The 12,544-nt window shown below is 60.7% G+C and carries 9 protein-coding genes; 4 read left to right on the forward strand and 5 right to left on the reverse strand.

The genetic code is table 11. The annotated features are described in order from the left end of the window. Positions 1–506: 506 nt before the first annotated feature. Positions 507–1,745: an MFS transporter gene (locus LGR44_RS20935; protein WP_226742662.1), complete on the reverse strand. Its 1,239-nt coding sequence runs from the start codon at positions 1,743–1,745 to the stop codon at positions 507–509. 61 nt (positions 1,746–1,806) lie between these two features. Then, complete coding sequence (locus tag LGR44_RS20940) at positions 1,807–3,786, reverse strand: BCCT family transporter (RefSeq protein WP_226742663.1); 1,980 nt, start codon at positions 3,784–3,786, stop codon at positions 1,807–1,809. Between the two features lie 395 nt (positions 3,787–4,181). Here LGR44_RS20940 and proV point away from each other — a divergent pair, with 395 nt between their 5' ends. From proV to LGR44_RS20960, 4 genes are all read left to right on the forward strand, one after another. Beyond that, a complete protein-coding gene (proV, locus tag LGR44_RS20945) occupies positions 4,182–5,423 on the forward strand; it encodes a glycine betaine/L-proline ABC transporter ATP-binding protein ProV (protein ID WP_226742664.1) in 1,242 nt (413 codons plus the stop codon). Between the two features lie 26 nt (positions 5,424–5,449). Continuing rightward, complete coding sequence (locus LGR44_RS20950; protein ID WP_319004875.1) at positions 5,450–6,364, forward strand: ABC transporter permease; 915 nt, start codon at positions 5,450–5,452, stop codon at positions 6,362–6,364. A gap of 67 nt (positions 6,365–6,431) precedes the next feature. After that, positions 6,432–7,319, forward strand: a complete 888-nt coding sequence (locus LGR44_RS20955; RefSeq protein WP_226742665.1) for a glycine betaine ABC transporter substrate-binding protein — start codon at positions 6,432–6,434, stop codon at positions 7,317–7,319. Positions 7,320–7,495: 176 nt separating this feature from the next. Then, positions 7,496–9,184 (forward strand): mechanosensitive ion channel family protein, encoded by a 1,689-nt coding sequence (locus LGR44_RS20960; RefSeq protein WP_226742666.1) that lies wholly within the window; start codon positions 7,496–7,498, stop codon positions 9,182–9,184. A gap of 258 nt (positions 9,185–9,442) precedes the next feature. Here LGR44_RS20960 and LGR44_RS20965 read toward each other — a convergent pair whose 3' ends face one another. From LGR44_RS20965 to LGR44_RS20975, 3 genes are all read right to left on the reverse strand, one after another. Beyond that, positions 9,443–10,618: a Gfo/Idh/MocA family protein gene (locus LGR44_RS20965; protein ID WP_226742667.1), complete on the reverse strand. Its 1,176-nt coding sequence runs from the start codon at positions 10,616–10,618 to the stop codon at positions 9,443–9,445. Between the two features lie 5 nt (positions 10,619–10,623). Beyond that, positions 10,624–11,391, reverse strand: a complete 768-nt coding sequence (locus LGR44_RS20970) for a sugar phosphate isomerase/epimerase family protein (protein WP_226742668.1) — start codon at positions 11,389–11,391, stop codon at positions 10,624–10,626. 73 nt (positions 11,392–11,464) lie between these two features. After that, on the reverse strand, positions 11,465–12,544 hold the full coding sequence (locus LGR44_RS20975) for an ABC transporter ATP-binding protein (RefSeq protein WP_226742669.1): 1,080 nt from the start codon (positions 12,542–12,544) through the stop codon (positions 11,465–11,467).

Here is a 12,544-nt window from a genome sequence, read left to right on the forward strand (position 1 = left end):
AAACGAACCCGCTTCTGCGCTGAACCTCGTCGAACGGCGCGAAACCTTCGACACCTGTGCGGATTGTCCCCAGAGGAGCCCGTAAAAGCCCAGATCACTCCAGACAATACAGGGCTCATGGATGTGGCCGGACACAAAGAGCTTCACCCTTGGATGACGGGCTCGGACCTAGTTGGGTCTGGAGCGATCCATCTTCTGAAGGTTCAACATCGCTCCTCGGCGAGGGCCTGGGAACTGATGATTGCCGTGTCCGGAAATGGCGCTCGCTTGCTGACGCAGCGGCGCGGGGAAAGCACACATAGTCGATATTCTCGCCATTGCAAGGGTGAACATTGGTGCATTCTGTTTGGGCTATGGAATGCCTCCCGAGGGGCCCCTTGCGTCTGCTATAGATGCGTACGCAGCGCCGGGAGGCGAAAGTTCCAGAGGGCGGCTCGGCTGGAGGAAGCGCTCGACGTTTCTTGCTACTCACAGTCCTGGAGGGCTATGGCGGGCCAAGCTGGACGCTATTCTCCGTCTCCCGGCTCCGACCGTGGATCGAGTGGTGCAATCACGGGCGTCGTTCGGGGCAGCATCTGGTACGGTCCCTGCTGTTCGGCTGGAGGGGAGGGGCGGGCGCGCATCCGCCAAAGGCCGAAAACCAGCGCAAAGCTGCTGACCATAGCCGTGAAGGCGAACAGGCCGGGTGCTCCGGTGAGGGTCATCACGCCAGATGAGAGCAGTGGTCCCAGAGTGGCACCTGCCGAGTACGCGAGGATCAGCCCACCGCTGGCCGAGACCCGTGCGGCTGCGCCGAGATGGTCGTTCATATGCGCCACGCAGAGCGGATATAGAGCGAACGAGGCGCCGCCAAAGACGAGGGCGGCCCAATAGAGAAGGGAGCTGCCGGGATAGGCAGCAGCAGCGGTGCCGACGCTGACCAGAACCATGGCTGTAAGGACGCCAATGATCACGAGACGGCGGTCGAAGACGTCCGACAGTCGTCCTACAGGCAACTGGAGCAAGACGCCGCCGAATATGACGGCGCTCATGAACATACCAGTCTGGGAGAGATCAAGGCCGATTTCGCTCGAGAAGGAGGGGCCCAAACTGTAGAATGACCCCAGCACCAGCCCACTTGAGACGGTGCCGACCATTCCTAGCGGTGAAGCTTCGTAGAGGCGGTAGAAGCTGAGGCCTTCCACATGGGGGAGGATCGGCGGGGCGACCCGTGTCAGGGCGACGGGGATCACGGCGAATGAAATAAGAATGGAAACGAGGGCAAAGAGGAGAAAGCCCGATTCATCCTGCAGGTTCAGCATGAACTGGCCGCCGGCTTGGCCTGCATAGAGGCAGACCATGTAGAAGGCGAGGATCTTACCCCTCGTTTCGCTTGTGGTTCTGTCGTTCAGCCAGCTTTCGACGCAGATGAATAAGCCTGCCATGCAGAAGCCTTCGGATAGACGCAGGAGGCTCCATAGCAGCGGGTCAAGATGTAGCGCATAGACAAGGGATATGCCCGAAAGGGCCGAGGCGAACGCGGTGAAAGCCCGAATGTGTCCATAACCGGTCACGATCCGGTAGGCGAAAAGGGATCCGAGGGTGAGGCCCCCGAAATAGGCCGACATCACAGCTCCAATGATGGCGGGAGCGGTTCCGGCAGCTTCCAGCCGAACGCCGATTATCGTGTTGAGGGGACCGTTTCCAGCCATCAGAAGAAGGATGGCCAGGAGAAGAACAAGGACTGAACGCAGGATGCCGACCATGATCACTGCGCCTCGACGTCCGGATCGTATTCTTGCTCCATTTGGTTCCTGACCCGCATGGTTAGACTTGGCCGGTCTGAACGATCTGCATGTATTCCTCGTATCGTGCCAGGAAGTCGTTGATGACTTGCTCGCGGGTGTAGCCGGTCACTTCATAGTGCTGTGGTCCGTCGGAGAGATAGACCTCGGCTCGATAATGGCGGCGCTCCTTGCCCTCCATAGGGGCCAGTTCCGGAAAGGCGAAGGTCGGGATCCGGTGGCTGCGCATGCAGATGCGATAGCGAAACTCGTTCTTGAGGTGGGGCATCACAGTGATCTGGACCTGATCGGAGGTTGGTTCGACCTGGGCTTCGAGGCCGCGCTGTCGGATCTGTGCGGCGACCTCTTCGAGCGCCGGACGGGCCGTGTCGTTCAAAAATCTGACAACCTCCTCGCGGTCATGAAAGTGCATGATCAGGCTGAGACGCCGCTGCCAGCTGCTGCCGACCGCCTGACGTGCGGGCGAGGGAGGCGCTATGTGCAGCCGTTCCAACGGGTGCATGCGCTCGAGCTGAAGGGCCCTTAGCAAACCGTAGCAAACGAGCACCATGATGACGGAGAAGGGTAGTGCGCTGGCGATGGCTGCAGTCTGTAGAGCCTGCAGTCCACCGGCGACAAGAAGCACGGCCGCAACCACTCCTGCCGATATCGCCCAGAAGATGCGCTGCCAGACAGGCGGCTCTTCCGCGCCTCCGGAAGTGATCATGTCGATTACGAGCGCTCCCGAATCCGCGGAGGTTACGAAGAAGGTGACCACAAGGAGCGTCGCAATAACGGAGGTGATGGTCGAAAGGGGCAGGGCCTCCAAAAGCGCGAAGAGGGCAACGGGCATGTTGTCGGCGACCACCTGCCCGATGGGTGCAATTCCGTTCAGCTGCATCCACAGTGCCGTATTTCCAAACACCGTCATCCAGAGGAAGGTGAACAGGACAGGGACGAACAGGACGCCCAGAACGAATTCGCGGATCGTGCGGCCACGCGATATCCGCGCGATGAACATGCCCACGAAAGGCGACCAGGCAATCCACCAGCCCCAGTAGAAAAGCGTCCAGCTCCCGAGCCACTCGTTCGGTTCATAAGCATACATTCGGAATGTGAGCCGCACGACGTCATCGAGATAGGCTCCAGTGTTCTGCATCAGCGCCTGGAGCAGGAACACCGTTGGCCCAGCGGTCAGTACAAAGCCCAGCAGCAGGACGGCCAGGATGATATTGAGTTCGCTCAGCCGCCGGATGCCTGCATCGAGCCCGAGCATGACAGAGACAGTGGCTAGACCCGTGATGACGGCAATAAGGGCAAGCTGAACGCCCACATTCGCGGGTAGGCCAAACAGGTATTCCAATCCTGCATTGACCTGCAGCACTCCCAGGCCCAACGAAGTCGCGACCCCGAACATGGTGCCGAACACGGCAAAGATATCGGCGGCATGTCCGATAGGGCCGTGAATGCGCGCCCCGATCAGAGGATAAAGAGCGGAGCGGATTGTGAGTGGAAGGCCGCGGCGGAAGGCGAAATAGGCCAGGGCGAGGCCGACCACGATATAAATCGCCCAGGCATGCAGGCCCCAGTGAAAGAAAGTGATGATCATCGCCTGCCGCGCGGCGGCGAGGGTGTTGCCCTCGCCAACAGGCGGATCCGTGTAGTGGTAGATCGGCTCCGCGACGCCGAAGAACATCAGGCCGATGCCCATGCCAGCGCTGAAGAGCATGGCAAACCAGGAGAGGTAGCTGTAATCCGGTTCGGCGTCATCTGGCCCGAGCTTCACGTCCCCATAGCGGCTGAGCATGAGGAAAAATGTGAAGATGAGAAAGCCTGCGACCACGGCAATGTAGAACCAGCCGAAGCCCGCGACGATGGAGCCTTGTACGGCAGAGAAGAAGGTTGCGGCCTGTTCCGTGAAGAGAGCGCCGAGACAGACAAAGGCCAAAATCACCCCCGCAGAGATGAAGAAGACGGGAGCATTTATTTGTGCCTGCGGGCGCCTTGCTCTTGACCGTGACATTGCTCTGCCTCTGCTCATTCGCCCGCCCAAGTTAACAATGCCTTGCAGCCTGAACGGATCCAACAGATGCAGGGCGTTCGGCGTCGGCCGCTCGAAGGGTCCAACCTGTTGTTTCTCAAACTGAAGAAGGTTTCTGCGGTTGTTGACGACAGGGCGTGGGTTCACAGTGAATGCAGCCAATTCATGCCCAAGGGGTTGGCTTTTCGAGCTGAGCGGTCTAAACAACCTGCGCTAACGACAACGATGTGCGTTGAACGCTTTGTCGGACGTGAGCAATTTCGTAGCTTTATGCGTGATATGATATTGCCGCGTCCGATCATATGACTACTGCGCAGATCAACAATTACACATTGGAGGCTGCCCCTAATCTTTAGGACAGGGGAAATGGGGTATCGATGATTATCGAAGACGATGCTGTGCGCTGTGGAGACGCTGTTCGCACGGATGCTAATAAAATTGCGTTGCGTAATGTGTTCAAGATTTTCGGCTCGGATGTCGCACATGCGGTCGATTTGATCCGGGCGGGGCAAGGCAAGGATGCCGTTCAGGCGGAGACCCGCTGCACAATTGGCGTCAACGACGCCAGCTTCGGTATCAGAGAGGGCGAAATCTTTGTGGTGATGGGGCTCTCGGGCTCCGGCAAATCGACCCTGCTGCGCCTACTCAATCGCCTGATCGAGCCGACGCTCGGATCCGTCTCGGTGGACGGTCAGGATGTGACGCGCATGAGCAAGCGCGATCTGATCGAGCTGCGGCGCCGCGACATGAGTATGGTGTTCCAGAGCTTCGCCCTCCTGCCAAACCGCACTGTGCTCGATAATACCGCTTTCGGACTCGAGATCGCAGGCATTTCCGAGGTAGAGCGCAACCGAAAAGCTCTTCGGGCGCTCGAAGCAGTCGGACTCGACCGCTACGCGGCCAGCAGGCCTGATGAGCTCTCCGGCGGAATGAAGCAGCGCGTCGGTCTTGCTCGTGCGCTAGCCAACGAACCTACCATCCTCCTCATGGATGAGGCCTTCTCGGCACTCGATCCGCTGATCCGTACCGAGATGCAGGATGAGCTCCTGCGCCTGCAGGCGGAGCACAGCCGTACGATTGTCTTCGTCAGTCATGATCTGGACGAGGCCATGCGCATCGGCGACAGGATCGCGATCATGCAGGACGGCGTCGTAGTGCAGGTGGGCACGCCTGAAGAAATCGTGATGAGCCCGGCTAACGGCTATGTCCGCTCGTTCTTCCGCAATGTGGATGTCAGCCACGTCTTCCGTGCGGGCGACATCGCGCGCCATAGCCAGGTCACACTGATCGACCGCGCTGGCCATAGCGTCAACGCCGCCCTCGAGCGCATGCGTGCGCATGATCGCGATGTCGCGATCGTCATTGCCCGCGATAAGCGCTACCAAGGGATGATCAGTGCGGATTCCCTCAAGGAAGCGGTCCGTGCTGGTGGAGCTGATCCATACCGACAGGCATTCCTGCCCGATATGAATCCCATCGAGGCCGAAACGCCGCTGGCACAGGTCATGGGGCGTGTTGCGGAGAGCCGCTGGCCTCTGCCTGTGGTGGATGCCCAAGGCCGCTATCTAGGCGCCATCTCCAAGTCATCCCTTCTCATGACCCTCGACCGCGCCGGCTGATCCGCCAGCGTGTGAAGGATACCATCATGGACTTCGATCTCAGCATCGGCGCCGGCGCCAGCGCGGCCGTCGAATACATGCTCGACAACTTTTCTCCGACGCTTGACGCAATAGCCGACGGCATTGGGCTGTTCGCCGACGGCATCAAGGATGCGCTGCTCTGGCTGCCGGCTTGGGCGTTCATCACCGCAGTTGCGCTGTTCGCCTTTTGGCGGATCGGCTGGAGGTTCGCCGTACTTTGCGGCGCGGCGCTGCTACTGATCGTCGGTATGGGGCTGTGGAAGGAGACGGTGGAGACTCTTGCCCTCGTCATCGCGGCGACTGCGATCGCCATCACGATCGGCATCCCTCTCGGCATTCTCATGGCACGCAGCCCGATCACGGCTGCCGGCACGCGCCCACTGCTCGACCTGATGCAGACGATGCCCGCATTCGTTTATCTCATCCCGGCCGCGATGTTCTTCGGTCTTGGAGCAGTGCCCGGCACCATTGCGACCGTGATCTTTTCCATGCCGCCTGTCGTGCGTCTGACAGCCTTGGGCCTGACTCAGGTGAACCGCGAATTCATCGAAGCAGGCCTCGCCTTCGGGTGCACCGACCGGCAGCTTCTGTTCAAGGTCCAGTTTCCCCTGGCACTGCCTTCGATCATGGCAGGCGTGAACCAGACGATCATGCTCGGCCTTTCGATGGTGGTGATTGCCTCGATGATCGGCGCGGGCGGTCTGGGCAATACGGTGTTGACAGGTATTCAGCGCCTCGATGTCGGGCTCGGCTTCGAGGGCGGTCTCGCCGTGGTCATCCTGGCAATCATCCTCGATCGCTTGACCCAGAGTCTCTCACAACCGGCGGCCTTGCGTATCCCGCGTCTGGCGCGTCGGGACAGTCCCATCATGCACGGTGCTGTCGAAATGGAGAGTGCGCCTGCCAAAGCAGGCGTCTAACGCCGGGCATCGGAATGGATACCCGTCCCGATGCTCGACCATACCTACGAGCTGAAAGGAGAACCCTATGCTCAAGACCTTCGCCCGGATCGCCCTCGCGGCGGCCCTGACCACAGGCCTTGCGGGAACGCTGCAGGCACAGGAAGAAAAAAAGCCGGTCAAGATCGGCTGGACTGCCTGGGCCGACGCCGAGTTCGTCACCAAGCTCGCCAAGAAACTGATCGAGGACAATTACTCGCAGAAGGTCGAGCTGCTGCAGACCGATATTGCGCCTCAATACCAGGGGGTCGCGAAAGGTGACATCGATGCCATGATGATGGCATGGCTGCCCGAAACCCATAAGGACTACTGGAGCCGTGTCGGTGACAAGGTCGTCACTCTCGGCGTCCTCTACACTGACGCCAAGCTCGGCTGGGTCGTTCCGAAGTATGTTCCGGAGGACCAGCTCGCGTCCATCGCCGATCTGGCAAAGCCGGAGGTGAAGGAAAAGCTGAATGGAAAGGTTCAGGGGATCGATCCTGGCGCTGGTCTCACCCGCCTGTCGAAGGAAGCCATCAAGACTTACGATCTGAGCGGATATGATCTGACCACCGCCAGCGATGCCGCAATGGTGTCTGCCCTCGACCGGGCCATTCGCAGAAACGAGTGGATCGTGGTGACGGGTTGGAGCCCGCACTGGATGTTCGGCAAGTACGAACTGCGCTATCTCGATGATCCGAAGAATGCGCTTGGCGGCATCGAGCGGGTGTACGCAATTGCGCGGCAGGGATTCCAGAGCGACTACCCGGAGGTCGCTCAGTTCCTGATGCGCATGCACATTCCGCTCGACGAGCTCGAGGCGGCGATGTCCGATGCCAACGAGTCTTCGGTGGACAAGGCCGTTGAGAACTACATCAGCGAGCACCCCGCCCGCGTGAAGTACTGGCTCACCGGCGAGATGGCGACATCTTCCTAAAACCCAGGCAGGCTTTGAGGCTACGAATGCTAATGACAAGCCACTGGGGTGTCCCAGTGGCTTGTCCGATACGGGGAGGTTTGTTTCCTCTCCCAGCCGGGCCTTCATTCCTTCACGACTTTCAGACCTGAGGTCCCGGTCTTCTCCATGAGCTCTGCTTAAGCCAGCGAGAAAAGATGACATTGAGACTGCCTGCACGGATTTTTCTCTCCGCTCTCGCCCTTCTTCTCCTGTTCACCGTAGCGGCCTGGCCTCAGGATGTTCTCAAGCCGGGATCGGCGCCGTCCGGCGGGGATGCCGCGGCAGCACAACGGGATCCGTTCGGCCGCGAAACTCCGCAAGGCTTGGTCTCCGGCTTGATCAGTGCTCTTGCAGATGCGGACTACGAACGGGCTTCGCAGTTTCTTGAGGCGGAGCGGATTTGGGGCCGCTCCGGCAACGTAGTTCTGTCTGGGCCGGAGTTGGCCAAGACATTCCAGCAGGTCCTTGATCGGGCCGGGGCCGTTGTCACTCCGGCAGAGTTGAGTGCCGCACCGACCGGTCGGCTCGACGACGGCCTTCCGGGGGACAAGGAGCGGTTCGGGCTTGTCGAGACCAAGTATCGCGAAGTTCCGCTGCTGGCGAAGCGCGTGGAGCGGGACGGGGTACAGTTATGGCTGGTCTCCGTCGATACCCTGGAGGAAATTCCTTCGCTCGCGCAGGCGATACAGTACAATTCCCCCGGAGCGTCGCTGATCGATCAGTTGCCGAAGGGGCCATCGGTTGGCGGTGTATCATCCTCGCACTGGCTCGCCCTTCTCGTGCTCGCCGGTCTGAGTTCGGGCCTTGTCTGGCTGCTGATGGCCATGCGCGGTCCTGTCCTGCGCCTTCTTCGTCGACGCGGCGAGGAGACGAGCTTGACCCGCTATCTGGAGGCCTGCGCTGGACCCATCGGCGTGTTGGTGGCGGTGCTCGTCTTCAGAGCCGGCATCGAGTCCTTGGGGGTCTCGGTCGTCGCCCGCTACCGGGCCGTATTTCTCGGGCAGATCCTGGGCTTTTGCGCCATGGCGTGGCTCTTGTGGCGGACCGCCGATGCCGCAGGAGAGGTCGTGCTCGGGCGGATGTCGCGTCGTGGCCAGCTAACGGCCTACTCCGCCGTCAGCTTCATGAAGCGGGCTGCCAAGGCGCTCCTCGTGGTCCTGTTCGGGATCACGCTGCTCGGCGCTTTCGGCGTGGACGTGACGACCGGGCTGGCCGCACTCGGCATCGGCGGCCTTGCCATTGCGCTCGGCGCGCAAAAGCTCTTCGAAAACTTGATCGGGAGCTTGACGCTGATCGCGGACCGCCCCGTCAGGATCGGTGATTTCTGCCGGTTCGGCTCCGCTCTGGGAACGGTCGAGGAAATCGGGATCCGGTCCACCAGGATCCGGACGCTGGACCGCACGATCCTGACCGTCCCCAACGGCGAGTTCTCCTCGCTCCAGATCGAGAACTACTCGAAGCGGGACCGCTTCTGGTTTCACCCCATCCTGAATGTCCGGTACGAGACAAGCCGCGACCAAATCCGCTTTCTTCTGCGCGAGCTGCGTTCGATGCTGCTCGCGCATCCGAACGTAAGCCCCGATCCAGCGCGCGTCCGTTTCATCCAGCTGGGGCCTCACTCGCTCGATCTGGAGATTTTCGCCTACGTGCATGCGAGAGATTACGACGAGTTTCTCGAGATCCAGGAGGATTTGCTCCTGCGCTGCATGGAGGTCGTCGAACGGAGCGGAACCAGCTTCGCATTTCCGTCTCATACCCTCTATCTCGGGCGAGATGCAGGTCTTGACGAAGACCGCGCCCGTAAGGCGGAGGATGCCGTGCAAGGATTGCGGGCCGCCGAGTAGCTGAAGGAACCAGTTCAAGCACCTGCAGGGACGCTGGTAACGTCGCTGACATCCGACACTGCCTGATCGGAGATCTGTGGGCTCTGGGCTTCAGTGTCCGAACCCGTGAAGGCGTTAAGTTTGGTCCTGTAAACCCCCATGGTCTTGGAACCACAGCCACTGGGCAGCCGAGCGGAAAGTGAATTGCCAGCCGGCTGGCAATTCATCGTGATGCGCCTCATATCGGCTTATCTCAAGCCGGTAGGCTGAAGACGCCCTTCATGCTGCCGTCGCCGTTTGGGGTGGGCCTTGCCACAGCCCGGCTGCCTCCTCGTCAGATAGAGCCGCCGGACGCTCCAGCATGGTCGTGATCGCCATCGCGCGTCCGGTGGCAGCTCCCTCCAGGATGCTGTGCATCACCTCGAGAACATGAAGCGCCAGCCGGCCCGTGGAGCGGTGATGCGTGCTATTGAGAGCGGCGCTGGCAAGGTCGGCGAGGCCAAGCCCCCGGTAGTTGGCGCGTGACGGCGCATCGGGGGGCCAGTTCGGCGAGCGCCAGTTCGGAGCCCCGAGCGGCATACCGCTCGAGTCCCTGGCCTGCCAATCACCGCCACGCTCGGTCATCTCGACTTGGCCGCCGAAGAAGTTCGGATCCGGCACTCGCAGAGAACCTTCCGCACCGTAGAGCTCGATCGCCGGATGACCGTGCTTCCACACATCCCAGCTCATGCAGAAGGTGACCTGCGCGCCTGAGGCAAACTCCAGAAGTGCCATGACGGTCGTGGGCGTCTCCACGGCGATGCGCTGACCCTTGCGGGGAGATTCCGACGTTACGACCCGTTCGGGGAATCCGATGCTCGACATGGCGAAAACGCGTTGGACGGGACCGATGAGGTTGACGAGGGCGCTGAGATAATACGGCGCCATGTCGAGGATTGGTCCGCCCCCCGGCTTGAAAAAGAATTCCGGATCGGGATGCCAGTGCTCCATGCCGTGGGACATCAGGAAAGCCGACCCCGAGAGGATCCGCCCAACCGCACCGTCGTCGACCAGCTTGCGGGCAAGTCGTCCGCCAGCGCCTAGAAAGGTATCCGGCGCGCAGCCCAGCAGCAGGCCCCGCGCCTCGGCCTCGTCGACGAGCTTGCGACCCTGCTCGAAATCCACGGCAAGGGGTTTTTCCGAGAAGACGTGCTTGCCCGCGCTCAATGCTGCAAGAGATACGCCGAAATGAGCGCTGGGAACCGTGAGGTTGACCACGAGATCGATGTCTTCGCGGGCCAGAAGTTCGTCGACCGCCATCGCCTCAGTGCCGTAGCGGCTGGCTTGGGCTTGCGCGACTTCGGGTCTCATGTCCGCGCAGGCCCGCAGCATCAGCCCTCGATAGGCCGGGATGTTCTGAAGGTAGATACCCGAGATATTGCCGCATCCGATGATGCCGACGTTTAGGGCTTTCATGATGGTTATTCCTCGATACTGCGCAGGAAGTCGAAGCTGACGCGGGCTGTGTGAGCAGGATTCGCAGGCTTGTCGTGTTCCACGACCATCCACTTGGCTCCTGCCTCGCGGCAGGAGCGCCACAGGTTGCGCCATTCCAGCACACCGGAGCCGACATCTGTCCAGCCGTCCTGGTCCTCGTTTTGCCCTGCGGGGGCGATGTCCTTGACGTGGGCAGCCGTGATCCTGCTGCGATGGCGTTTCATCCACTCCCTGGGATCGGCATTGCCTCGCACGAGCCAAGCCACGTCAACTTGCCAGGCGAGAGGACTCCCTTCCGCCTCCTCGAAGATGAGTTCAAGCGCGGTCTTGTTCCCGTCCTTCGACTTCAGTTCCCAGTGGTGATTATGATAGCCAAGACGAATGCCGTCTCTCTTGAAGCGCTCGGCTAACCTGCCGAGTTCCCGTCCGAGCGAGCGCCATCCATCCGCTTCCATGTCGCGCTGCTCCGGCGGAACAGCCGGCATGTAGAGATCCGTGATATCGAGGGTCCGGCAGGCGTCCACGATGGCATCGGGCTTCTCGCGCAATGCCGCCATGCTGACATGACTCGAGGATGCTTTCAGTCCGCGGGAATCCAATTTGGATCTCACGCTCGCAACATCGTCAAGATGAGACCCGACCGTCTCCACATAACGATACCCGGCCTGAGCCACAGTATCGAGAATGCGGTCGAGATCCTCCATCGAGCGCAAGGTGTAAAGCTGAATCGAAAGATAGTCTGTGACGCTCATGGAGTCCCCGAGGTTCGAAGTGACTGCATCCGCCTGGGACGCAAGCGGACGCGAAAGATGCAGTTGCCGTTGGTTACAGACGTTCGCCGCTTTGGGAATCGAAGAGAGAAACCTGTGCGGCATCGATCCCCAATGCGAGCTGTTCACCCAGGGACGTCCTGGTATTCCCGCTTGTGCGGACCTGGAGCGAGCCATCATTGTCGCTGCACCAGATCACGGTATCAGCGCCCATGGGCTCGATGATGTCGACCCGGAAACCCGGCCAGGCGCCCACTTCAACGACCTCAAGATGCTCCGGCCGAACTCCGAGCACTGCTTCCTGTCCGGAGATGGGAGCGCCCGTGAACTCGTAACCGTGGAGAGGAAGGCGACGTTGACCGGACACGAAGATCGGCCCGCTCCCGCTGTTCTCGATCTTGCCCTTGATGAAGTTCATCTGTGGCGAGCCGACGAACCCGGCGACGAACATGTTGGCAGGACGGCGATAAATCTCCGAGGGACTGCCGACCTGCTGGATCCTCTGCTCCTTCATGACCACGATCTTGTCTGCCAGGGTCATGGCTTCGATCTGGTCGTGCGTGACATAGATCATTGTCGTCTTGCCAAGCCTGGCGTGCAATCTCTTGATCTCGACCCGCAATTCGTTCCTGAGCTGGGCATCGAGGTTCGAGAGCGGCTCGTCGAACAGGAAAACCGCCGCATCACGGACCAAGGCCCGGCCGATCGCCACACGCTGACGCTGTCCTCCCGACAACTGATCGGGGCGCCGGTCGAGGAGGTGAGAAATCTGCAGGAGCTCCGCCGCTTGGTTGACGCGGCGTTCGATCTCAGGCTCGGGGGTCTTTGCCATCCTGAGCCCGAACGACATGTTCTCGCGCACGCTCATACGGGGGTAGAGGGCGTAGGATTGGAACACCATGGCGATGCCGCGGTCCTTGGGTTCCTCCCAAGTGACGTTCTGTCCGCCGATCCAGATCTGCCCTTCCGAAATGTCGAGAAGGCCGGCGATGGCGTTGAGCAGTGTGGATTTTCCGCAGCCCGAGGGACCGAGGAGGACGATGAACTCCCCCTCCTCGAAATCCAACGACAGGCCATTGAAGACGCGGACGGCTTCGAAGGCTACGGTGATATCGCGAACGGAAACCGCAGACAT

It is taken from the genome of Microvirga lenta, from assembly GCF_020532555.1.
Taxonomy (GTDB): domain Bacteria; phylum Pseudomonadota; class Alphaproteobacteria; order Rhizobiales; family Beijerinckiaceae; genus Microvirga; species Microvirga lenta.